The organism is Algoriphagus resistens (genome assembly GCF_001442615.1).
Lineage (GTDB): Bacteria > Bacteroidota > Bacteroidia > Cytophagales > Cyclobacteriaceae > Algoriphagus > Algoriphagus resistens.
This window is the reverse complement of the sequence record NZ_LMXN01000009.1, coordinates 61,980-86,259: the sequence shown is the minus strand read 5'-3', so window position 1 is coordinate 86,259 and position 24,280 is coordinate 61,980. Positions and strand designations below refer to the sequence as shown.

The window sequence follows — 24,280 nt, the reverse complement described above, 5'->3', positions numbered from 1 at the left end:
ATGCTCCGCAAATACCTTATTCCATTTAGCCTACTGATTGGATTATTTGTTTGTTCGACAGGATCGATTTCTGCACAGACCAAACAAACTAGAGAAGAACTGGAAAGGCAAAAAGCCGAAGTTCAGGCCAGGTTAAGGGAATTTGACAAAATCCTAAAGCAAACCACAATCACCAAACAAAATTCCATAGGCGAATTAAATGCTGTCACAAGACAGTTTCAAACCCAAACCAGGCTCGTTAACACATTAGACAGAGAAGTAAAACTCATCAATCAGGAGATCACAGAAACAGAGGCAAAAATAACAAGTCTGGAAAGCCAACTAAAGGAACTGAAAGCAGAATATGGTCGCATGATTTACAATGCTTCCAAGCTGAATCGCGGACTTTCCATTGTCTCTTTTGTTTTCAGTTCGGCCAATTTCAATCAACTTTATTCTAGATTGATGTATCTCAAACAATACACAGATAGCCGTAAACAGCAGGCAGCCCTAATTGAAAAGCTGAGTACAGAGCTTAAAGATCAGCGTATACTACTGGATGAGAAAAAAATAGAAAAAGAAAAGGTACTTGCTGAGGAGCAAAAAGAACGTGCACAGCTTGATAAAATGAAACGTGAGCAGCAAGGTCTGGTAAATACGCTCACAAGCAAAGAAAAAGACATCAAAAAACAGATCACTGCAACTAAAAAACAACAGGATCAACTCAATAAGATGATTAAACAGGTGATCGAAGATGAGATAAGGCGTGCGGAAGCTGCAGCAAAAAAAGACAACAGCACCGCAACCAAATCATCTGGTAGCAGTATGCCAATGACTCCGGAAGTAGCCGCCTTGTCCAATTCTTTTGCAGGGAATAAAGGCAGATTACCTTGGCCAGTAGAGACTGGGTTCGTTTCGCAAGGCTATGGAACCTATCCTCACCCTACTTTAAAAGGAATTACTATGGAAAGTGACGGATTGGACATTCGTACTCAGCCTAATTCAAATGTCAGAGCAGTTTTTGACGGAACCGTAACTAAAATCACAACGATGCCTGGATTTGGCGGAACAGTGATTATCAAACATGGGGAGTATTATACCATGTATAGCAAGCTGAAAACCATTACTGTAAAATCTGGACAAACTGTAAGTGCAAAAGACGTAATTGGTCAGGTCGCTACGGGTGCCGGTGGTGAGGCTGAAGTACATTTTCAGACATGGAAAGGACTGACCGTAATGAATCCTTCTACCTGGCTTACATCTAAATAGCATTTTAATACGTATATTCATAAAAAAGATGGACTGCTTTCCCGTTGAACTTTGTGTAAGCGGATCACAGTTATATCTTTGTAATCACATTTACCCTTAAACACACACCATCATGACTACATTAGGTTTCATTCAAAACATGGGCGGTGGCTCGATCGTATTGATCGTATTGGTCGTCCTTCTATTGTTTGGTGCTAAAAGAATACCTGAATTGGCTCGTGGCCTTGGACGTGGTATCAGAGAATTTAAAGATGCTACGAAGGACATTCAGAACGACCTAGAAGAGGGGCTGAAAGACGGCAAGAAAAAGTAATCTCTTAAGCCAAGAAAATTGGAAAAATTCATTTCATTCGACGAGATAAAAAAATCGCTCGAAAAGAAGGAAATAGACTGTCGTGCGATAGTCCAATATTATCTTAATAACATTCAGACGAAGGCGCACCTCAACGCCTTCGTCGAAGTTTATGAGCATTCTGCATTAGCTCAGGCTGATCTTATAGATCAGAAATTAGCAAATGGAAATGCAGGTAAACTTGCAGGAATGGTCATTGGCATCAAAGACGTACTTTGCTATGTCAGCCATGAAGCTAATGCTTCCTCCAAAATCCTCAAAGGCTTCAAATCCCAGTTCACCACTACGGCAATCCAAAGGTTACTGGACGAGGATGCCATTATAATTGGCAGACTGAACTGTGATGAGTTTGGAATGGGAAGTTCGAATGAAAACTCTACCCATGGCAAAGTGCTGAATGCTGCTGATGAATCGCGCGTTCCGGGAGGATCTTCCGGAGGGTCAGCTGTTGCAGTTCAGGCAAATCTCTGTACAACTTCTTTAGGAACAGATACAGGTGGCTCGGTAAGGCAGCCTGCGGCATTTACTGGAGTAATCGGGATGAAGCCTACTTACTCCCGTGTATCTCGCTGGGGTCTGATCGCTTACGCATCTTCTTTTGATTGTATTGGAATATTCTCCCATACAGTTAAAGACAATGCCCTAGTAATGGAAATCATGGCAGGCCACGATGAATACGATAGCACTTCCTCTAGAAAATCTGTGCTTCCATATAGCCAATTGCTGCATTTCGACAAAAAAGCTAAAGTTGCATATCTCAAAGAAACGATAGAATCTACTGCACTTCAGCCAGAGATCAAAGCCAATACATTGGCAGTTTTGGAAAAACTGAAAACAGAAGGACATGCTGTAGAAGAAATAAGTTTCCCATTATTGGATTTCATTCTACCTACCTATTATATCCTGACTACAGCGGAGGCAAGTTCCAATTTGTCCCGGTTCGACGGCGTGAAGTATGGGTACCGTACTCCAAACGCGCATAATCTCGAAAGCATGTACAAACTTACTAGAAGCGAGGGGTTTGGCGAGGAAGTAAAGCGAAGAATCATGCTCGGTACTTTCGTACTAAGTGCCAGCTATTATGACGCATATTTCACCAAAGCACAGAAGGTCAGAAGATTAATAAAAGATTTCACAGAGAATCTTTTGAATGATTTTGACTATATTATTATGCCGACTACGCCATCTACAGCGTTTAAGTTTGGTGAGCATAGCGGTGATCCGGTAGCCATGTACCTAGAAGACCTATTTACTGTACAGGCCTCTGTTTCAGGAGTTCCTGCTATATCTCTTCCAAATGGAAAAGATAAGCAGGGAATGCCTATAGGACTGCAAGTCATTTGTAATTCCTTCAAAGAAGCTGAGCTGTATGCTTTTAGCAATTACCTAACTGAATTGACAACATAAGACCCATTATCCAAATGAAAAAACCTTTGTTCAGAACCATCACGCTTGCGCTTATCACATGTCTGATCCCACTGTCCAAAGCCTTTTCTCAGGATGATGAATCGGTAGCGGTAGCTTCTCTTCTCGATGATGAAGTACTGCCTAATTATCACTACGAGTACATCCCGGACTTTACTTACGGGGAAATAGACCGTCGCATAAAAGCAATGGACCATGAAATGTCCTTTGAGCTGAATGATCGTGTTTTTTCTTTCATACAATACTTTACGGTAAGAAATAGAGACTATACTAAAATGGTTCTAGCCCGTAAGGAGATGTTTTTCCCTATGTTTGATGAAACCATGGCAAAGCACGACATGCCATTGGAGATAAAATACTTATCTATAATAGAATCTGGATTAGATCCTCAAATCCGTTCTCGGGTAGGTGCGATAGGTCTTTGGCAATTTATGCCTGCGACAGGCAGAATGTATGGCATGAATACCAACAATGAAGTAGATGACAGGATGGATCCTGAGCTCTCTACCGAGGCCGCTGCCAAATACCTCAAGTCACTTCACCGTATGTTTGGGGATTGGGAAGTAGCGATGGCAGCCTACAACTGCGGCCCAGGTAACGTGAGAAAAGCCATACGAAGATCGGGAGGAAAGAAAACTTTCTGGGGAATTTATAATTATTTACCACGGGAAACACGAAGCTATGTGCCTCAGGTACAAGCCATGCTTTATATACTGAATCATCTCGAAGAGCATAATTTCCATCCCGAGGATCCTACATACGTGGTGGAATATGAGAAAATCCGATTTGACAGGGCACTTAGCCTGGACAAACTGGCTGAACTCACCAATCTCTGTGTGGCTGATCTAAAAACGCTAAATCCTGCGATTAAAAACAGGAATCTGCCGGAAAGTAACAGAAGCATGGCCCTTCGTATTCCAAAGTCCAAAGCACCTTACATCAAAGAAAACCTTGCCTGGTTAACTGATTCCCTAAATAATGCCCCTACTGTTTTGCTAGCATCCAACATGGAATTACAATCTGTTGAGGAGCTTGCTCAAGAAATCAGACAAAACTCGATGTCTTATAAGGTAAAATCTGGGGATGTGCTGGGGTCCATCGCACGACGCCATGGTGTCACAGTCACTCAAATCAAAAAATGGAACAATCTTTCCTCAAATCTGATCCGTGTTGGACAAACGCTACAAATCAATTCAGGCATGTCAGGAAACATCGCTTCCACCGAAACAAACTCCTCAGGACAAACTACTTACACTGTACAGCCAGGTGATTCTTTATGGATCATTTCCAGAAAACATGAGGGACTGACAGTAGATCAAATCAAGCGGTTGAACAACCTCAATTCAAACAACATCAAACCTGGCCAGAAACTCATAATTGGCTAATTTAGATCGTACCTATCCCTATTTTGTTAATTTTTTTTAACTAATGGCAATATTCTATCCTAAATAAGGATATGTGTTGTTATGTCATTAATTTGACCTTATCCAAGAACCAACAACAAAAATGAAAACCTTTGCATCCATTCTCATAGCCCTAGTTATGGGTATTGCCCTTGTTTCCTGCGAAAGTGATGGTACAACAGTAGACAGCTCCAAGCCAAAAGCGAGAGGATCAATCGGAGAGATTATATTAGTTATAGACTCTGTGAAATGGGCAGGTCCTGTAGGAAAGGAATTAAAAGAGATTTTCGAATCTGACATTCCTGGGATGATCAGATCTGAGGCCAAATTCAAAGTAAATACAGTAGATCCTAGAGCAATGACCCGTATGCTCAAAATGTCTACCAACTTAATTTACGTCACTACTTTTGATGATAAAGGCTCCGCCAGTCAAGTGATCAACGCACAGTTCTCCAAAGAATCAAAGGAAAAGGCGATGAATGATCCGAATATTTATTCTCTTAGAATGGAGGATGAATATGCGATCGGTCAGGAAGTTTTGTACTTATTTGGAAATACGGAAGATCAACTTGTTGAAAATCTTAGGAAAAACGGAAACCGCATACAGAATCTGTTCGAAGTAAGAGAACGTAACAGATTAGAAAAAATCATTCTTGCCAGAAAAAATTCTGCTGCTGCTTTCGAAGCAAGAGAAAATCTTGGAATTGAAATAAATGTGCCTGCCTCCTATCAAGTGGCCAAGTCAGAAGATAACTTTCTTTGGGTAAGACAAATTACACCGAGCGGAAATAGAGCTGACATCAGCTTGTTTTTCTACGAGACAGATTATATTTCTGAGGAACAAACATTTCCTACAAACATCCTCAAACTCAGAGATTCCATTACAAAACAATATATTTTTGGAGACCCGGATGACTCTACCTCTTATGTGGTATCTGAAAAACAAATCCCTCCAGTTTTCAGAAACATGGTGATTAATGATAATTTTACCACAGAAATAAGAGGTTCCTGGAAAACCAACAACACCAGCATGGGTGGATCCTATCTAGGCTACCTGATGGTTGATCAGAAAAAAGGAAAACTTTATTACATTGAAGGCTTCGTGTATTATCCCAATGAAATACACAGAGATGCCCTTCGTGAAATAGAGGCTATTCTTCTCAACACTAATGTGAGTTGGAAAGAAGACCAGGGGGCTTAAAACCCAAACTATATTAGCTATTTATGGCAATCAAAATCCGCAAGGAAGACGCACTTAATTATCACACCCAAGGTTCGCCCGGCAAAATTGAAGTAAATCCCACCAAGCCGCTATCCAGCCAAATGGATCTCGCACTTGCTTACTCCCCTGGAGTAGCTGAGCCTTGTAAAGAAATCGCGGAAGATGTAGAGAATATCTATAAGTACACTGCCAAAGGCAATTTGGTGGGGGTTATTTCCAACGGAACGGCAGTACTTGGTCTTGGAGACATAGGACCTGAAGCGTCCAAACCTGTAATGGAAGGAAAAGGAGTTCTTTTCAAGAAATTTGCAGGAATAGACGTATTCGATATTGAAATCAATGAAAAGGACCCAAAAAAACTAATCCAGACAATAAAATCCCTTGAACCTACTTTTGGTGGGATAAATCTTGAGGATATCAAAGCACCCGAATGCTTTGAAATCGAGACAGCCCTCAAGAAAGAAATGAACATTCCTGTCATGCATGACGATCAGCATGGCACGGCTATCATTTCTGGCGCGGCATTGTTAAATGCCCTGGAAATTGTAGAAAAAGATATTTCCCAAATCAAACTTGTAGTGAACGGTGCCGGAGCAGCGGCGATTTCATGTACCAGGTTCTATATTTCTCTTGGTATCAAAAAAGAGAATATTGTCCTGTGTGATATTGTAGGCATTCTACGCTCAGACAGATCCGATCTGGATGACATCAGAAGAGAATTCTGTACTGAGCGTGACCTTTACACACTCTCTGACGCATTACTTGATGCAGATGTGTTCCTAGGCCTTTCTGCGGGAAATATAGTAAGCCAAGATCAATTGAGATTGATGGCACCAAACCCGATAGTTTTTGCTTTGGCAAATCCCGATCCGGAAATTTCGTATGATCTTGCTGTTGCAACGCGTGAAGATATCATCATGGCTACCGGTCGCTCGGATCATCCAAATCAGGTAAATAATGTGCTTGGATTCCCATACATTTTCAGAGGAGCTTTGGATGTGCGGGCAACTGCGATCAATGAAGAAATGAAGCTCGCTGCAGCTCATGCCATAGCCAAGCTTGCCAAGGAGCCTGTACCTGATATTGTAAACAAGGCTTACGGAGAAGATAAATTGGGCTTTGGCAGATTGTATTTGATACCAAAACCTCTTGATCCACGTCTGATCACAACTATTGCGCCTGCGGTAGCCAAAGCCGCAATGGATTCAGGGGTGGCCAAATATCCCATTTCTGACTGGGAGGCTTACGAATTAGAGCTTCAAGAGCGAATAGGTATTGATCAGAGACTGATGTCTGTGGTAATAGCCAGGGCTAAGAAAGATCCAAAGCGTGTGGTATTTGCAGAAGCAGATAACAGGAAAATTCTTAAAGCAGCTCAGATTATCCGGGATGAAAAGATCGGAGAGCCAATACTTTTGGGCAACAGAGAGAAGATCTTATCGCTCATTGAGGACAATTCTTTGGATCTGACCAATGTCACTATCATCGATCCGATGATTGAAAAAGCGATGCTGAAGAAATTCGCAAACATGCTTTTCCAAAAGCGGCAAAGAAAAGGAATGACAGTGGGAGATGCCGCAAGACTGGTCACCCAGAGAAATTATTTTGGTGCATTAATGGTAGAGTCTGGAGCAGCAGATGCTTTTATTTCTGGTCTTACCAGAGATTACCCTAAGACTATTTTACCATCGCTTCAGACAATAGGTGTGAAACCAGGAGTGAACAGAGTCGCCGGTATGTACATTATGAATACGCCGAAAGGGCCATATTTCTTTGCTGATGCCACTGTAAATCTAAATCCTACCGCTGAAGAGCTGGTCGAAATTATTGGTTTGACCGCAGATGCAGTGAGATTTTTCAATATGGAGCCAAGAATTGCTGTTCTTTCGTATTCCAACTTTGGATCTGCAAAAGGGGACATTCCAGACAAAATGGCCAAAGCAACCGCAATTGCGCAGAAGAAATATCCGGATTTGGTAATCGAAGGGGAGATGCAGGCAAATGTTGCGATTAATGAGGATATTCAGCGAGAAATGTATCCATTCTCCAAACTCATCAACAAGAGGGCGAACACCTTAATATTTCCTGATTTAAGTTCTGGCAATATTGCTTATAAGCTTCTTGCCGAACTTGGAAACTCTGAAGCAATAGGCCCGATTTTGCTCGGTATGAACAAGCCAGTACACATTCTGCAGCTCGGTAGTTCCATTCGGGAAATCGTAAATATGGTAGCTGTGGCAGTAGTCGATGCACAATCCACAAACACCTTATGATTGACTACCTGAGCGGAAAATTGGTACACAAGGACCCTACTTATGTCATCATAGATGTAAATGGGATAGGCTATCATGTGAAAATATCACTTCAAACTTATACTGAAATAAAGGATGAGGAGCAGATCAAGCTCCTCACTTTTCTACATATCAAAGAAGACGCACACACACTGTTTGGATTCAAACAAGTAGATGAAAAGCGCCTGTTTTTGTTATTGATCTCTATCAACGGTGTAGGACCCAGTACAGGGTTAATGATCCTATCCTCACTAAGCTCCGCCGAAATAGAACAGGCCATTTTAGCCGGTGATGTGGCTACTATTCAGCATGTGAAAGGAATAGGTGCAAAAACTGCCCAACGAATAATTTTAGAACTAAAGGATAAAGTGGGCAAAGGTGGATCTGATGTCTCCACCGCCCCGCTTGGATTTTTAAGATCCAGCAATAAAATCCGCGAAGAAGCGTTACAAGCACTCATTACGCTTGGTTTCCCAAAAGCTACCGCGGAGAAAAATATAGCAACAGTACTTAAAAAAACCACTGGAGAAATTTCGTTAGAAGATTTAATTAAAGCATCTTTAAAGACATCATAATTTTAAGTTGAATTGAACTTTTGGAGTGTACTGACTTTTTGCGGGAGGAGGTTTCTCGGTAGTTGGCCTGAAATATTCATCCTTTTTGGTCTCCTACTAGCCTATTCCACTTCTGAGGCTCAACAAACCAATCCTGACAGCGTTCAGTCCCGGATTGATTCTTTGAATCTAAGGAGGCTAACCCCCTCGTATTTGCTTTGGCAAAATATGAGGACGAATCCGCTATTCCCTAGTCGAAATCCTTTTTTGCAGGCCCCCTCACCTTTTTTTCAAGCAAACCCCATCACTCAAAGCATTCAGGTAAAAGTTGATTCTACTCTCCGATATACTATTACTGATCAGATTGACACTACACGGGTGGGCAATGAGCAAGAGTATGATTTCGAGCAATATTCCAAAATACAAGAATACAAAGTCAGACAGGACTACTGGCGAAGTCGGGCCAGGGGTGGTGATGGAGAAAGCGCTGTAGAAGGAAGGGGTTTAATTCCTCCGCTTACTGTCAGCCCTTCCTTAGACAGACTTTTTGGAGGCAGTGAAATAAATATAGTACCTTCAGGCTATGTGAACCTTGATTTCGGGGCAATCTTCCGAAGAGTGGATAACCCTACCCTACCCATTCGACAACAGCAAAACGGTGGCTTTAACTTTGACCAACAAATCCAGATGGCGGTCAATGGATCTCTGGGGGAAAAAGTAAAAATCGGGGCCAATTTCGACTCAAATAATTCGTTTGACTTTCAAAATCAGATGAAACTAGAATTCAATGGGTTCGAAGAAGATATCATCCAATCCATTGAAATCGGGAATGTCAGCATGCCTGTTCAGAATCGCTTGATTCAGGGAGCGCAAAATCTTTTTGGCGTTAAAACGCAACTCCAATTCGGTAAATTAGGGGTCACTGCTGTCGCTTCTACCCAGCGGGGAAGACGGGATAATCTCACAATAGATGCGAATGGCCAAGGCAGATCATTTGATATCCCTGCCTCTAAATATGATGATAACAGGCACTTTTTCATAGCCCATTTCTTTCGCGACAATTACGAACGCTGGCTAAGAGGGCTTCCTCAGGTGCTTTCTGGTGTGAATGTGACCAGAATTGAGGTTTATATCATGAACCGGGCTGCAAATACTGAAACACTTAGGAACTTTGCTGCATTTATGGATTTGGGTGAGGGGAGGGTGATCTATAATCCTACAAATCCTGCCATTGGTCAAGGAACTCCCTCGGCTCCAGCGGGAAATTCAGCGAACAATCTTTATTCAAACATTTCAAGCAATCCCGCTTTTCGTCCGTTTGACACCGGGTCAAGGGCAATTGAGTCAGGCTTAGGACTCCGAAAAGGCATTGATTTTGAGCAGATCAACGGTGCCAGGAAATTGGATCAGACGGAATACTTTTTCAATCCTCAACTCGGCTATTTGTCACTATTCAGAAGACTTCAAAATGATGAGGTTCTGGCCGTTTCCTACGAATATACTTACAATGGCCAGGTTTATAAGGTCGGAGAGTTGACTGAAGACTATCAAAGCAGACAGGAAGATGAGCTGATCTTCATGAAGCTCCTTCGCCCTGCCCGTATCAATACCCGCGTGCCCACCTGGGATCTTATGATGAAAAATGTCTATAGTCTGAATGCCAATCAGATTACCCGGGATGGATTTCAGCTTCAGGTAATCTATAGGGATGATCGTACTGGACTTGACAATCCTTCACTTTTAGAAGGCGCAGAAGTAAAAGATAAGCCACTTATCCGACTTACTGGACTGGACAATTTGAACCCGCAGAATGACCCGGCCCCAGATGGTAATTTTGACTTTGTAGAAGGACTCACCATCCTCACTGACCGGGGGCTTTTAGTATTCCCCGTCCTAGAACCTTTTGGCTCAAACCTGGAAAAATATTTCCAGCCCGGGGAAGTAGTCCTCAAGGAGAAATACGTATACGATACACTCTACAAAACCACCCAAGCGGATGCCGAACTAGTCACAAGACTCAATAAGTATTTTATTAAGGGCCGATTGACTGCGGGCTCGGCAAGCGAAATCCAATTGCCTGGCCTAAACATATCTCCGGGCTCTGTGATCGTGCAGGCTGGTAATATACCCTTGACAGAAGGTGTTGATTTTACTGTCGATTACAATGTTGGAAGGCTTGTCATCATCAATGATGCGATCCTTCAATCGGGTAAACAAATCAATGTCAGCTTTGAAAAAGCCGATTTGGTTTCCTTCCAGACACGGAGTTTGCTGGGAACCCGATTGGATTACCTGTTTAGTGATAAATTTAATCTGGGAGGTACTTTCCTTTATTTAAATGAAAGACCCAATGTCACCAGAATTGCCACAGGCAGTGAAACACTCCGGAATAGCCTGTGGGGGCTGGACGGAAATTTCAGTGATGAATCCAGATGGCTCACCAAAATGGCTGATGCCCTTCCTTTTACAAGTACTAAAGAAACTTCACTTGTCCAGATCAGTGGGGAATTTGCACATCTTATACCCGGAACTTCTAATCAGGTAAACGGTGAACCTGCTTCCTATATAGATGATTTTGAAGCAGCAATCACTCCATACAATTTGGGAGGTGCGGCTAACCAAAACTGGAAATTGGCAGCTACACCACAGACTTTTGATGACAGGTTTGACCTAAGTAATCAAACGGAAGACAATCTTGGTTCGGCTTATCGCAGGGCCAGGGTAGCATGGTACAATATCGATAATATTTTTTATAGGGAAAGTGGCCCAGGTGTTCCTTCCAATATCACTCGGGAGGATCGCAGAAATCACTATGTACGAAGAGTGCTTCCCCAGGAAATTTTTCCTCAGCAAGATCGGGAGGTAATCGTCACTCCGGAGCCTTTATTTGAACTGGCATACTTCCCGAGTGAACGAGGGATGTATAATTACAACCCTAACCTGACTAGCGATGGGTTTCTCCCAACTCCCAAAATGAATTACGGGGGGGTAACCAGAGCTATTACGACAGAAGTGGATTTTGACCGCACAAACATAGAATACATAGAATTTTGGCTTTTGGATCCATTTATTGAAGGAGAAAATGGCCGGGTGCTCGACGGCAACTTCAATGAAAACAATACAACCGGCGGTAAACTTTTCATCAACCTTGGGGATATATCCGAGGATATATTGAAAGATGGACGTCATGCTTTCGAAAATGGTCTACCAGCAGATGGAGATCCGGCAGAAACCGGTCAAAATGAATGGGGAAGAATTACCCGTGAACAATACCTACTTCCGGCTTTTGACAATTCTGAAACCTCAAGACAAAATCAGGATGTAGGACTCGATGGATTGAAAAATGAAGATGAAGCTGCCTATTTCGGAAACAGGTTCTTAAATCGACTCAATGTAAATGCTACAGCCCGGAATCAAATTCTAGCAGACGTTTCTGGTGATTTATTCAAATACTACCTGGATGAGAATTTTGATCGGGACAATGTTAAAATCCTGGAACGTTACAAAAAGTTTAACGGAATGGAAGGCAATACCCCTGTAACTGCCAATGAAAACCTTCCCTATACCCCGTCAGGATCCAACAATCCTGATAATGAAGATCTAAATACTGACAATACAATCAACGAACTGGAGAATTACTATTCCTACGAGATGGATCTGAAGCCTGGAAATATGGTGGTAGGCCAAAATTATATCGTAGACAAAACCACACATACTGAAGGCGGTGAAAGTGTAGATTGGTACCTATTCCGTATTCCCGTCCGTCAGCCGGACCGCGTAGAAGGTGACATCACAGGTTTCAAGTCTATCCGTTGGATCAGGACTTATTTGACCGATTTCGAACAACCTGTAGTATTGCGGATGGCTAACTTCCGAATGGTGGGAAGTCAATGGAGGGTGTTTCAGGAATCATTGTTCGAAAGAGGTCTTATTGAAATTCCCGAACCCGACAATTCCAATGTCACAGTGGATGTGGTAAGTATAGAAGAAAACAGTCAGGGAAGTGCCACTGAAAGCCCGTATGTTTTACCGCCAGGTATCATCCGGGACCGTGATAATACTTCTACAGTAGAAAGAAGATTAAATGAGCAGTCACTACGCGTATGCGTAGAAGACCTTGGAGCTAAAGATGCCAGGGCTGTGTTCAAAAATGTAACCCTGGATTTGGTGCAGTTTGAGCGGATCAAAATGTTTTTACACGCAGATAGTGAGGATGCAGTGGATGGGGAAATTACAGCGTTTCTCAGATTGGGGACCGACAATACAGATAACTATTACGAGATTGAGGTTCCACTGATGATCACTCCCAAAGGAACCAGGGACCCTGCACAGATCTGGCCTGCTGAAAATGAAATTGATATTGCTATACAGGACATAGTAGGTGTGAAAGTAGCACGTGACAACCAACATGTGCCGTTGAATATACCTTTTTCTCAGCAGGTCGGGCCTTACAAAGTCACCGTGGTTGGCCGCCCGGAATTAAACCAATCACAATCTTCCATGATCGGGGTAAGAAATCCCGGCACAAATGGCGGAGGAAGCAGAAGCATCTGCATTTGGGCAAATGAGTTACGGGTGACGGGTGCTACTAAATCAAATGGCTGGGTTGCAAATGCACTCATGAATGTGAAGATCGCCGACGTAGCAGTAGTTTCGGGTTCTATCAGACATAATTCCATTGGCTTTGGAGGATTGGAAACAAGGCTTTCCCAACGCTCAAGATCTGCCACCACCCAGTATGACATTTCCACCAACGTGGACATTCACAAACTTTTGCCAGAAGGACTAGGGGTGAGTATCCCCATGTATTTTTCCGTAGAAAACAGCACCACAAAACCTGAATACGACCCTTTAAATCCGGATGTGCCGTTTGAGGTTGCTTTGCAAAAATTCGAAACACAGGGTGAGAAGGATGCTTATCGCAAAATCGCCCAGGACCAAGTAAACCGCAAGAACATCAGCTTCAACAACGTGCGGAAGCTGAAGACCAACCCAGAAGCAAAAAACCATTTCTACGACCTGAGCAATCTTTCCTTTTCTTACGCTTTTGGATTCATGAATCAGACAAATGCGCAAATTCAGGATTATAGCTACAAAACGTATCGCGGGAATGTCACCTACAGTTATGCACCCAAACCTCTCGCAATAGAGCCATTCAAAAACGCAGGTTTCCTAGATTCTCCACATTTGCGATTGATCAAAGATTTCAACTTAAACCTTTCTCCTACACTCATATTAGCCAGATTGGATATTGATCGCAAACATTTGCGGTCTCAGTATAGAAATGACCAGCTCAGCACAACTGGAGTAGATCCCCTGTTTCAGAAAAGCTTCTTTATGAATCGCTTTTATTCGCTGAACTGGGATTTGACGAAGAATTTGCGGGTGGACTATACTGGAAGTGTAATGGCTGTAGTAGATGAGCCCCAGGGGGACTTGGACACAGAGCAAAAATCCGATTCGGTTAAGTATAACGCCTGGAGATTTGGTAGGCGCACCAACTATAACCATAGCATAAATCTTAATTATACTTTGCCGCTGGACAAATCACCTCTTACCGATTGGATCAAAGCTGACTACAAATACATCGCTACCTATACTTGGCTGACTGGAGCTATAGGGCAAAAGGATACACTTGGCAACTCCATTCAAAACACCCGTGACCAATCGCTCATCGGTAAGTTTGACCTAATCAGACTATATAATAAAAACAAAAAACTGGCAGCATTGAATGCTCCCAAACGGCCGGGGATACCCGGAAGGTCGGAAGTTCAGGCAGAAGACACCATTGGGACACCTTTTACTAATAAATTACTGAAAGCACTCATGATGGTAAAGGAGGTCACCTTCAATTATGGGAAAATCGAAGGTACTTTCCTTCCCGGATACATGCCAAATACGGGACTTCTTGGAATGGATCGAGCGTTTGAAAACCCTGGTTTAGCGTTTTTACTAGGTAGTCAGAATGCTGATATCAGAAATGAATTTGCACAAGCCGGCCTTATGGCACCAAGCAGTGAACTGACTCAGACTTTCAGGCAAAGTAAAGCGGTCAATATGAGATTTGGTAGTCTGATAGAACCCTTCCGGGATTTCAATATCACGCTGAATGCCACCAAACGGGAAATTGGAGACTATCAGGAAATTTTCAGGAATTCCATTGATAATCCAGGTGTTTATGAATCAATTAGTCCCAACAGACTTGGTGCTTATAGCATCACTACGATTATGCTTGGCACCAGCTTTACCAAAGATGGCTTTGACAACGTCTCGACTCTTTTCACTGAATTTGAAAACAACAGAGCAATCATCAAAAGCAGGTTGGACGCAATGGATGCCGGTGGGGAATATTCTATCAATGGCCAAGATGTATTGATACCGGCATTTCTCGCAGCATACAGAGGAAAAGATGCTGCCACGGTCAATATGAATCCTTTTCCTAAAACCCCCTTACCAAACTGGCGCCTGGACTATCGTGGGCTTTCTAGAATCAAAGGGCTGAGTGATATATTCAGTAGTATCAACATCCAACACATGTATACTTCGACATATGATGCAAGTAATTTCTCCAACTCCCTTCAATATCAACAAGGCCTGGAGCTTTACAATACATTGCAGGAAATCCCTAGACCTAACCAAGTCAATGAAGAAGGGCAATTCATCCCGATATATGTCTTAAACGATGTTATCCTCACCGAGCGATTTGGACCGCTGATCGGGATTGATATGCTGACCAAAGACAGACTAAATATTGCGTTGATATATAATAAGGAGCGGAATCTAGGCCTGAACTTTTCAAACTCTCAAGTAACTGAGCAGAAAAGCAATGATTTTGGATTGACGCTAGGGTATACCAAAGCCGGGGTTAAAATCCCTTTCAAATTCCAGGGTAAGCAAACTGTACTAAAAAACGACCTTCAGTTCAAATTGGATTCAAAAGTAGTCAGTACTACACAGATCCAGCGGAAGATTGAAGAAGGCAGCACCATCACCAGTGGTAACTTAAATATTTCTATTCGCCCGACAATTTCGTATCTGATCAATCAAAATCTAAACCTTACCCTATATTTTGACAGAACAATCAATGATCCTAGAGTGACAACTGCCTATAAACGAACTTCCACGGCCTTTGGTGGTCAACTTCGATTTAATTTAGGGCAATAGATTTTATCCTTACTTGATTCCTATTAATTTTGGCTCCCATATAACTATTTACAAACATGGATTTTCCTCAAGAACTTAAGTACACCAAAGACCACGAATGGGTTAAAATTGACGGTGATGTTGCAACTATTGGAATCACCGAATTTGCCGCTGGTGAACTAGGTGATATCGTTTATGTAGAAGTAGAGACTACAGGAGACACATTGGAAACTAACGAGGTTTTTGGCTCTGTAGAAGCCGTAAAGACTGTTTCGGATTTATTTATGCCTGTTTCAGGTGAGATATTGGAAGTAAATCCTGATTTGGAAGATTCTCCGGAGCTCGTGAATGAATCTCCTTACGGAAAAGGCTGGATGATCAAAGTGAAAATCACAGGTGACCTCCCCGAAGGTCTGCTTTCTGCGGCCGAATATGCTGATTTGGTAGGAGAATAAACAAAACATTTTGAGATTAGGAATTGCAGTAGTTTGGCTCTTATTCATTGCTTTTGCCATGTTGACTCCAGGTGATAATTTCCCTGATGCCTCCTTCAACTTTCAGGACAAATTGATACACCTCATTTGCTTTGGCACGTTGAGTTTCCTTTGGTGTGGAGTTGGGGTAAAGCGGGCAGTTGTAAATGGACTTCAGGGAAGAGTACTAAGCAACTATTTGATTTTCGGAGTAGCTGCCGGAATAGTTTTGGAATGTGCTCAGGTATTTATCCCTTTCCGATCATTCGATTATATGGATATGATTGTCAACGAAATAGGGGGTATTGCTGGTTTATTAGCATATTTTAAGATTCCAACCACCAAGATTGGCTTGGATTAATGCCTATTAATTATTACAATTGTTAGTCTGAAATAGAAGAAGAATTAACCTTTATAAACCAAACTTATCATGGAAGCAAAAAAGACTCCCAGCGCTGATCTAACCAGAAAGTCAGGAATGTTCCTGAATCTTGGTTTGGCAGTAGCTGTTGGTGCTACCCTTGCTGCCTTCGAATGGAAGTCATTTGACGATGGTTCATTGAAAGACCTGGGTCAAGTAACTGACAACTTCGAAGAATTGTTGGATATTCCGATCACAGAGCAGCCACCACCACCGCCACCGCCGCCAGTAGAGCAGCCTATCATTGAGGAAATCCCTGATGAGGTAGAAATCGAAGAGAAAATCGAAGTTAACTTTGATGTCGATGTGAAGGAAACTACTGTTATCAAAGAAGTGGTTATCGCGGAAGCTCCTGTAGAGGAAAAAGTAGATAAAATCTTTGATGTGGTGGAATCTCCACCTAATCCTCAGGGAGGAATGGAAGGTTGGAATAAATACCTTTCAAACAACCTAAAATATCCTACTCAGGCAAGAAGAATGGGGATAGAGGGTACTGTAATCGTTGTGTTCGTAGTAAATACGGATGGTTCTATTCAAGACGTAGAAGTTTTGAGAGGAATCGGCGGAGGATGTGATGAAGAAGCAGTCAAAGTAGTAAAAGCAGCTCCTAACTGGGAACCAGGAAAACAGCGAGGACGTCCTGTACGTACCCGTATGAGGCTTCCGATTAGATTCAAACTTAGCTAATCATATAGACCCGAGGTTTCGGGTCTTTTTTTTGCCTGACTTTAAACAACTCTCTATTTAGTTAAAAAGTGTTATAGGATTAGTATCAGCGAGTTATGTAATGTAAATTATTAGAGTAGTTTTTCTAACCTCTAATTTTACACCTATGGAAACAAAAAAGACTCCCAGTGCTGATCTAACCAGAAAGTCAGGAATGTTCCTGAATCTGGGTCTGGCAATAGCTGTAGGTACAAGCCTCGCTGCCTTCGAATGGAAATCATTTGACGATGGTTCATTGAAAGACCTGGGTCAAGTAACCGACAACTTCGAAGAATTGTTGGATATTCCAATTACAGAGCAACCACCACCCCCGCCACCACCGCCAGTAGAGCAGCCAATCATTGAGGAGATCCCTGATGAAGTAGAAATCGAAGAGAAAATCGAAGTTAACTTTGATGTCGATGTGAAGGAAGCTACCCTCATCGAAGAAGTAATAATCGCGGAAGCTCCAGTAGAAGAAAAAATAGACAAAATCTTTGATGTGGTAGAAACTCAGCCTAATCCTTCAGGAGGAATGGAAGGCTGGAACAAATACCTAAAGGATAATCTCAACTACCCGACCCAAGCCAGAAGAATGGGCATTGAAGGCACAGTAACCCTAGTGTTCGTAGTAAACACAGATGGATCTATTCAAGATGTTGAAGTCTTAAGAGGAATCGATGGCGGTTGCAATGAAGAAGCTGTCAGAGTAGTGAAAAATGCTCCTAACTGGGAGCCAGGCAAGCAGCGTGGGCGCCCGGTACGATCCCGTATGCGGCTACAGATTAAATTCAAGCTTGGCTAAGCTATACAGCCCCGATTATTCGGGGCTTTTTCTATCCTGTCTTTAACAACTTTTAGCCTAGTTAAATAGTGTTATCACTTTAGTATCAGTGGGTTATGGAATGTAAATTATTAGAGTAGTTTTTCTAACCTCTAATTTTACACATATGGAACTCAAAAAAAACCCTAAGTCTGACCTTAAAAAATGGTCAGCCGCATTGTTTAATCTGGGATTGGCTGTCAGTCTCGGATCAGCTTTGGTCGCTTTTGAATGGAAGGCTTATGATAAAGCAACTGTCAAGACCTTTGACGGAATAGAAGATGACTGGGACCTAATCGATATTCCAATTACAATCCATACTCCCCCACCGCCTCCGCCGCAGGCTCCTATCGAAGTAATCATCAAACCTGATGATGTTGTGATTGATAGGCTTAATGAAATTATGTTTGATATAAACACAACTGAAAAAACCATCATCACAGAAGTAGATATATCCGCTCCTCCGGTGATCGAGGACATAGATAAAATAGTAAATTTTGTAGATGTTCAGGCGACTTTTAAGGGCGGGATGGATGCATGGAATACCTATCTCACTAAAAACCTGAAGTACCCCTCACAAGCGAAAATAATGGGGATAGAAGGAATGGCAATAGTCCGCTTTGTTGTCAATACTGATGGGTCTATTCAGGATATAGAAATGGTGAGAACCATTGGTGGAGGATGTGATGAAGTAGCCAGGAAAGTAATTGAAAACTCTCCAAAATGGACTCCTGGAAAAATAGGTGGGAGAACAGTACGATCCCGTATGACTATGCCTATCCGGTTTCGACTGAACTAGGCTGAAGAAACGTATTCTGTAAAAGTAAGGGGCTGCTTAGCCCCTTACTTTTACAGCGTGTGCCTTAAATCCCATCGGCACTTTAGCGTGGAGCCCCACCCCATCGGCCCTGCCGTGGGTGGATTCACAATACGTTCAAGGACTGTTCCTTTACCTTTTCCAGCTCATCTTTCATCAGAATCACATGTTTCTGCATACCTGCATCATTTGCTTTCGACCCAATGGTATTGATTTCTCTACCTATTTCCTGGCTGATAAAACCTAGTTTCTTACCTTGGCTGCTTTCTTCGTTCAGGCACTTTTCGAAATACTTCAAATGTGTATCCAGTCTTACGATTTCTTCAGTGATATCCAATTTTTCGAAGTAATAGATCAATTCCTGCTCAAAACGATTGGAATCAAATGAATTCTCGTCCAGCCATTCGCTGAAATGGTTCCTGATTTTTTGCTTGATTCTATTTTTCCTATTACCCTCCTCTTCCTTAATTTTAACCAGGCCACTGGCTATAGTTTTTATATTACCCTGTAGCTTTCCCTCCAGAGAGCTTCCTTCGTCCTGCCTGAAGGAATCACATTTATTTAAAGCCACGAACAATACTTTTTTGATCTCTTCCCAATCTGCCTGATCATCTCTTTGCTCACCGGCCAACTGGGTGATTACATTTGGTGACTGCAGTGCCAGTTTGAAAATATCCTGGGGATTATCCTGTACGGCATCTGCAAGTTCCTTGTACTTCTGATAAAACAGATGAAAAAGATCCTTGTTAATATTAACAGGCATTTCAATAGCCCCTTTAGATTGGAAATCAATAGAAATACTCACTTTACCACGATCTAAAATAGACTGAACCATATTTCTGATTTCCAATTCCTTATCATTGAATTGTCTAGGGCTTCGTATGGAAAGATCCAAAAACTTTGAATTGAGCGTTCGTACCTCCACTTGGATCACCATGCGCTCATCTTCAAACCCGGCATTTCCGAAGCCGGTCATTGATTTGATCATAATAAAATTTGTAGTTAGAAATTGAAGCCTAAAGTTACATAGAACTTTAAATCTTCTGCTTCATAATTTCGGACAGGTCTAGCCACATCAAATTTGACGTAGTAGTTGAGCAATACAGTCCTCAATCCTGCTCCATAGCTTTGTAACCAAGGGTTGTTGAAATTATTAAGCACAATAGTAAACGGGGATCCTTCCGTATTGATCACCTCCGTGTTTTGATCATTTACGCGCTCCCAGGGAGCAGAATCGTTCCAGGCAGAGCCAACGTCGTAAAAGCCTATCAACTGAAAATTCCTGATGAAATTAGATGTGATGTTCCCCCTGGTCAGGTAGGAGAAAACAGGAATTCTCAATTCAGCTGTAAAAGTGACCATGTTCCTACCCCTGATCTCGTCATAATCATATCCTCTCAGGTCAACAAAATCCGCAAACAAAATGTTGGAATTTTCTACGCCTGTAGGATTTCTGATCGGCGAAGATTCCGGTCTGTTTGATGGAGGACGGTAAAACTCATTGAACAACCAATTATCCATTCCACCCAACATATAGGTCTGGGGATTATTTCCCATAAAAGACCCCGCATACAATCTTCCTGCCAGTACTATATTCTTATGAATAGTAAAATACTCTCTTAAATCCACATAGAAATTTCCAAATGATCGATCCTTATTTTTGAAAGACTGATATTGGCTATAGCCTACTTTAGCTTTGAAACCCGTCTGTGAATAAAGACCTAACGGCTGGGTACGGTCATACACAAACTCTGCTTTACCCCCTAAATAGTTAACATCGAATCGGTTTTGATCTGGATCTTGACCGTAGATTAAAGAATCAGGATTCAGGTTGAAATATTGAGTTTTTGCCACAAAGGGTGAAAGCGAAAATTTTGCATTTGCATTTAAAGGGTAAGAAAAACCTGCTTCAACTTTGGTCAGCACATATTTCTGAAATGTGACATCGCCTTCGGAAACACGAATGGTCTTGCGGTCAAATCTTCCCTTGAAGTCCACTCTACTTTTCAAATATTCATATTCGAAAAAAATATCTCCTCCTGATCTAAAATCAAGTGTAGTCATTACACCTCCCTGGAATGAGTGGTTATCAAGTAAATCAGTCATTTTGCCGGTAAGACCAATACCGAAACCCCGTAATGGATCTACCACAAATCGTGTGTTGATATTATTGATAAAAAACTGCGGTTCCATTTCCCTCGGGCCTGTAACCCTCTTTTTCAAACTCTGCCTCCTAAAGGTTTCCAACAGATTTGTTTTTGATTCCGCTGTAGTAGCCTCCGGGGATGTAAGGTTATTTGGCAGTGTATCGAATATATAATTATCGGTATTTATCCCATTTTTAGACTCAAAACTAAGCCGTTTCAGATCGATAGACGAGGTAGCGTTTTTTGCTGTAGTATCCGGCTGTACCTGTGGCTGAGTAGAAGGATTTTCCTCGCGTGTCACTTGCGGTAAGCTTTCCTCAGCCTCTTTCGCTTCAAGTAGCCTTCTGGCAGCCATTCTTTCATTTAGACTTTTGGCCTGCTCCAATTGTATCCTTGGAGTGCTTGGGGTAAACTGATCCGAATTGGAAAAACCCTCTACTACCAAATAACTCTCTCTACCATCACGCACAGAATAAGCAATTCTATTCATTCTACTATTGATATCAAAAGCTTCTATGCTCTTGTTAAAGGCCGAAATCTGATTGGAAACCTGGTTTCCTATGTTCATTCGCATGAGGTTATTTATCCCGCTCAGATCACTCAGGTAAGCGATTGTATTGCTGTTTACTTTTCTGGGTCTTATATTTTTGCTGTTAGAATTACTCAGCTGCCTGGTGACAATAGTGTCGGTCACCTCTACCATATAAAGATTATAGTAATTGGGCAAAGAAACCAATTCTAAATTTTTTCCCGTAAGTGAATCCGCTAAACTGGTCGCGTTAGACGAATAGATAATGGTGGAATCATTCAAAAAAACAGGAGTCAATTCATCAAAGGAATCATTTGTCAGCCTTCTACCGGCACCTCGGGCATTGAGCGTATAAATATCCGATTTCCCATTGGAAATAGCCGAAAGCACCATGTTCTTCCCTGTACTGTTGAAGTCAAGACTAAGGATTTGGGTTATATTTCTTAAGAAAATTTTATCTTGATTAGAGCCGTCAATAGACCTCAGTCTCAGCGTTGTGAACCCTCTTTTGAATGAAGCAATGGCAATATTTGCAGAATCTCTCCAGGCAATTACCGGAGAGGCAAAATTTGCCTCTTGGTCTTGCAGGGATGTTCCTCCTGCAAATAGTGTCTGCTCTCTGCCTGAACCCAACTCCCTTACCTGGACTTTATACTTTCCGCCATTATTGATCACATAGGCGAGGTTCAATCCATCCGGGCTAAACTTGATGTCATTTATAGCACCTATGAATTTTGGCGAAGTCTGTGCCACCGCTGCATCTTTATTTGGATCTTTAAAGGTCGAAGAAACTTGCTTATTTATGTCCAGATAAAACTTTTTCCAGTCTTGGGTGAATGTTTTATAATTCAACCCAACTGTATTTGCGATACTATTTTCCTCGTTTCTGTTTATTCGGGAAAGGTTCAAAATACTAGAAACATACCTTCTGCCGTATCTTTCAGCAATGTAATTCCAAACCGATTGCCCCACCAATGCAGCCTCCTTTTCCTTGAGCTTGAGAATTTTTGGATTTTGGTCTTCCTGAAAATAATGGCGCACAAAATCATCCATCTCCCTGCTCCAGCCTTTTGCCAAGTACAGCGCAATGCCGTCTACATACCATTCCGGAAACTTATTGGTCAGATTGGATTGAAAGGCATCAGATACAGAAGAGCCATATAGCATTTCTTCAATAATTACCTTTACTGTCCCATAGATCAGATCCTCCTTAAATTGGTCAACTTCTCCTTTATAAGCTACTTCGGCCAACAATCTATTGAAGTTTGTCTGTCCTTGCTCATTATACTCTTCCTTATTAAGGTTGACATTACTCTGCAGCAGCTCCTCGGGAGAATTATAAATGTAAATTTTCGGCTTGGTATAGGCAACATATCCTATCATCTGTGTGAGTCGATTAAACTCACTTTCCAGGTAATCAATAGCCATTTTGGCATTTGCTCCCCCACGGTCATAGTAGTACACCTCAAAATTGTTTGAGGCGTAAAAATACCATTCGAACTGCTGATGCTGAATTCTGTTTTTCCCAAAACGCTCCTGATCAAACTGAGCAAGGGCAAAAAATGAATTCAACCATAAGCCAGCAAAAACTAAAATTCGGAAAAGGTGATATCGCATTCGATTTGCTGAAAGATGTCTTTAAATATAATTAAAATACCGAGCTATGTCCACTTCGGAGTCAATTGCCTTACCTTTTAATAAATGTGTAGCCATTTGTTCACTAAAATAAGGAATTAATGAAACTCCCTTGGCTCCAAAACCATTGAATATGTAAACGCCTACCTCGGAAGGATGTTTCCCCAAAAAAGGTTTTCTATCTCTGGTAGCAGGTCTTATTCCTGTTCTGTGACTGATAATTTCCTCAACTGGCAGCCGCACCAAATCTGTCAATTTCTCCAGTATTTCTGTTTTTGCCGCAACTGTTGCTCCTACTGCCATATCATGCTTCGTGTAGGTCGACCCTACCCGATGGATTCTATTTCCCAAATGAACTCTGAAAACACCCCGGTTCACTATATAATCTGGTGTAAATTCCTGTCTTACTTCCAAAATTTCTCCTTTCACCGGCGCAAACGGAAGAAAACTGAAGAACCTGGAATTCATTGCTTCCACACCGTTACAATACACTACTGCTTTTGCCTTTAAATCTCTATAAGACCAGACTTCATTTTCATGTGAAAGTGAACGCTCATCAAAATTCCCCACAATCAATTCCTCTCTAAAATACGCAGTCATCGCATCTAATAGATTATTGATATCCAACCACCCAGAGTTTCGAAGCATCACCCCACCGTAAGGATCTTTAAGAAATTCAGACTGGCTTTCTGCGTGGATCTTCCGCAAATAGTATTCAAAGCCGGGATCAGCGCTGTGCCCCATCCATTCATTTTGCTCTTCTATTGTTAGGAAAGGTCTGTAAATTGCTTTTTCTGTCAAAAAACCGCTTCGGGTAAGCGCTTCCAGCTCCTTATAAAATGGCTGAATCACAGGGAAAAGAGCATCAGCTCTCCAGGTTTTCACCATCTTCCTTCCTGTCACAGGGTTAAAAAGCCCTGCCGCCACTCTACTCGAATTATTTGCCCCAGGTTCATCAATTATCCTGATTTTTTTACCAGCTTGCTTCAGTCTATAGGCAAGTGCTGTACCGGCAAGTCCCTGTCCAATGAGCAAAAAATCAATTTCCATAGTCCAAAATAAAGGTTTAATTCCTTATTTTGCTCTAATACA

General features: G+C 41.9%; 16 protein-coding genes. 13 read left to right on the top strand and 3 right to left on the bottom strand.

The window, feature by feature from the left end; genetic code table 11:
• From AS141_RS16060 to AS141_RS16000, 13 genes are all read left to right on the top strand, one after another.
• Window positions 1-1,248 carry a murein hydrolase activator EnvC family protein gene (locus tag AS141_RS16060; protein WP_057938705.1) on the top strand — a complete coding sequence of 416 codons (1,248 nt, stop codon included), beginning with the start codon at window positions 1-3 and terminating at the stop codon, window positions 1,246-1,248.
• Window positions 1,249-1,360: 112 nt separating this feature from the next.
• Window positions 1,361-1,561 (top strand): twin-arginine translocase TatA/TatE family subunit, encoded by a 201-nt coding sequence (gene tatA, locus AS141_RS16055; protein ID WP_057938704.1) that lies wholly within the window; start codon window positions 1,361-1,363, stop codon window positions 1,559-1,561.
• A gap of 18 nt (window positions 1,562-1,579) precedes the next feature.
• Window positions 1,580-3,007, top strand: coding sequence for an Asp-tRNA(Asn)/Glu-tRNA(Gln) amidotransferase subunit GatA (gatA, locus tag AS141_RS16050; RefSeq protein ID WP_057938703.1), 1,428 nt, complete (start codon window positions 1,580-1,582; stop codon window positions 3,005-3,007).
• 14 nt (window positions 3,008-3,021) lie between these two features.
• Entirely contained in the window at window positions 3,022-4,410 is a 1,389-nt protein-coding gene (locus tag AS141_RS16045; protein WP_057938702.1) for a LysM peptidoglycan-binding domain-containing protein, read from the top strand.
• 121 nt (window positions 4,411-4,531) lie between these two features.
• A complete protein-coding gene (locus AS141_RS16040; protein WP_057938701.1) occupies window positions 4,532-5,629 on the top strand; it encodes a DUF4837 family protein in 1,098 nt (365 codons plus the stop codon).
• A 23-nt stretch (window positions 5,630-5,652) separates the two neighbouring features.
• Complete coding sequence (locus tag AS141_RS16035; protein WP_057938700.1) at window positions 5,653-7,923, top strand: NADP-dependent malic enzyme; 2,271 nt, start codon at window positions 5,653-5,655, stop codon at window positions 7,921-7,923.
• The gene (gene ruvA, locus AS141_RS16030) at window positions 7,920-8,516 is read left to right on the top strand and encodes a Holliday junction branch migration protein RuvA (protein WP_057938699.1); all 597 of its coding nucleotides are present in this window, start codon (window positions 7,920-7,922) and stop codon (window positions 8,514-8,516) included. Before AS141_RS16035 ends, ruvA begins: the two co-directional genes overlap by 4 nt.
• Window positions 8,517-8,723: 207 nt before the next feature.
• The gene (gene sov / locus AS141_RS16025) at window positions 8,724-15,659 is read left to right on the top strand and encodes a T9SS outer membrane translocon Sov/SprA (protein WP_232424946.1); all 6,936 of its coding nucleotides are present in this window, start codon (window positions 8,724-8,726) and stop codon (window positions 15,657-15,659) included.
• Window positions 15,660-15,715: 56 nt separating this feature from the next.
• Window positions 15,716-16,093, top strand: coding sequence for a glycine cleavage system protein GcvH (gene gcvH / locus AS141_RS16020; protein ID WP_057938698.1), 378 nt, complete (start codon window positions 15,716-15,718; stop codon window positions 16,091-16,093).
• Between the two features lie 10 nt (window positions 16,094-16,103).
• Window positions 16,104-16,472 carry a VanZ family protein gene (locus AS141_RS16015; protein WP_057938697.1) on the top strand — a complete coding sequence of 123 codons (369 nt, stop codon included), beginning with the start codon at window positions 16,104-16,106 and terminating at the stop codon, window positions 16,470-16,472.
• A gap of 69 nt (window positions 16,473-16,541) precedes the next feature.
• On the top strand, window positions 16,542-17,219 hold the full coding sequence (locus AS141_RS16010; protein WP_057938696.1) for an energy transducer TonB: 678 nt from the start codon (window positions 16,542-16,544) through the stop codon (window positions 17,217-17,219).
• Between the two features lie 145 nt (window positions 17,220-17,364).
• Window positions 17,365-18,042, top strand: coding sequence for an energy transducer TonB (locus tag AS141_RS16005; RefSeq protein ID WP_057938695.1), 678 nt, complete (start codon window positions 17,365-17,367; stop codon window positions 18,040-18,042).
• Window positions 18,043-18,187: 145 nt separating this feature from the next.
• Window positions 18,188-18,859 carry an energy transducer TonB gene (locus tag AS141_RS16000; RefSeq protein ID WP_057938694.1) on the top strand — a complete coding sequence of 224 codons (672 nt, stop codon included), beginning with the start codon at window positions 18,188-18,190 and terminating at the stop codon, window positions 18,857-18,859.
• Between the two features lie 124 nt (window positions 18,860-18,983).
• Here the strand turns inward: AS141_RS16000 and AS141_RS15995 are convergent, their stop codons facing one another.
• From AS141_RS15995 to AS141_RS15985, 3 genes are read right to left on the bottom strand one after another with little or no spacing between them, the layout of a single operon-like run.
• Window positions 18,984-19,865, bottom strand: a complete 882-nt coding sequence (locus tag AS141_RS15995) for a YicC/YloC family endoribonuclease (protein ID WP_057938693.1) — start codon at window positions 19,863-19,865, stop codon at window positions 18,984-18,986.
• A 14-nt stretch (window positions 19,866-19,879) separates the two neighbouring features.
• Window positions 19,880-23,170 carry a hypothetical protein gene (locus tag AS141_RS15990; RefSeq protein WP_057938692.1) on the bottom strand — a complete coding sequence of 1,097 codons (3,291 nt, stop codon included), beginning with the start codon at window positions 23,168-23,170 and terminating at the stop codon, window positions 19,880-19,882.
• Window positions 23,171-23,191: 21 nt separating this feature from the next.
• Complete coding sequence (locus tag AS141_RS15985; protein WP_057938691.1) at window positions 23,192-24,238, bottom strand: NAD(P)/FAD-dependent oxidoreductase; 1,047 nt, start codon at window positions 24,236-24,238, stop codon at window positions 23,192-23,194.
• Window positions 24,239-24,280: the final 42 nt, after the last annotated feature.

Bases quoted from the DNA above. Each gene is read 5' to 3' on its own strand.
- AS141_RS16040 (WP_057938701.1), top strand. From the start codon at position 4,532: ATGAAAACCTTTGCATCCATTCTCATAGCCCTAGTTATGGGTATTGCC.
- ruvA (WP_057938699.1), top strand. From the start codon at position 7,920: ATGATTGACTACCTGAGCGGAAAATTGGTACACAAGGACCCTACTTAT.
- sov (WP_232424946.1), top strand. From the start codon at position 8,724: ATGAGGACGAATCCGCTATTCCCTAGTCGAAATCCTTTTTTGCAGGCC.
- AS141_RS16035 (WP_057938700.1), top strand. From the start codon at position 5,653: ATGGCAATCAAAATCCGCAAGGAAGACGCACTTAATTATCACACCCAA.
- AS141_RS16005 (WP_057938695.1), top strand. From the start codon at position 17,365: ATGGAAACAAAAAAGACTCCCAGTGCTGATCTAACCAGAAAGTCAGGA.
- AS141_RS16060 (WP_057938705.1), top strand. From the start codon at position 1: ATGCTCCGCAAATACCTTATTCCATTTAGCCTACTGATTGGATTATTT.
- gcvH (WP_057938698.1), top strand. From the start codon at position 15,716: ATGGATTTTCCTCAAGAACTTAAGTACACCAAAGACCACGAATGGGTT.
- AS141_RS16045 (WP_057938702.1), top strand. From the start codon at position 3,022: ATGAAAAAACCTTTGTTCAGAACCATCACGCTTGCGCTTATCACATGT.
- AS141_RS15990 (WP_057938692.1), bottom strand. From the start codon at position 23,170: ATGCGATATCACCTTTTCCGAATTTTAGTTTTTGCTGGCTTATGGTTG.
- tatA (WP_057938704.1), top strand. From the start codon at position 1,361: ATGACTACATTAGGTTTCATTCAAAACATGGGCGGTGGCTCGATCGTA.
- AS141_RS15995 (WP_057938693.1), bottom strand. From the start codon at position 19,865: ATGATCAAATCAATGACCGGCTTCGGAAATGCCGGGTTTGAAGATGAG.
- AS141_RS15985 (WP_057938691.1), bottom strand. From the start codon at position 24,238: ATGGAAATTGATTTTTTGCTCATTGGACAGGGACTTGCCGGTACAGCA.
- AS141_RS16010 (WP_057938696.1), top strand. From the start codon at position 16,542: ATGGAAGCAAAAAAGACTCCCAGCGCTGATCTAACCAGAAAGTCAGGA.
- AS141_RS16000 (WP_057938694.1), top strand. From the start codon at position 18,188: ATGGAACTCAAAAAAAACCCTAAGTCTGACCTTAAAAAATGGTCAGCC.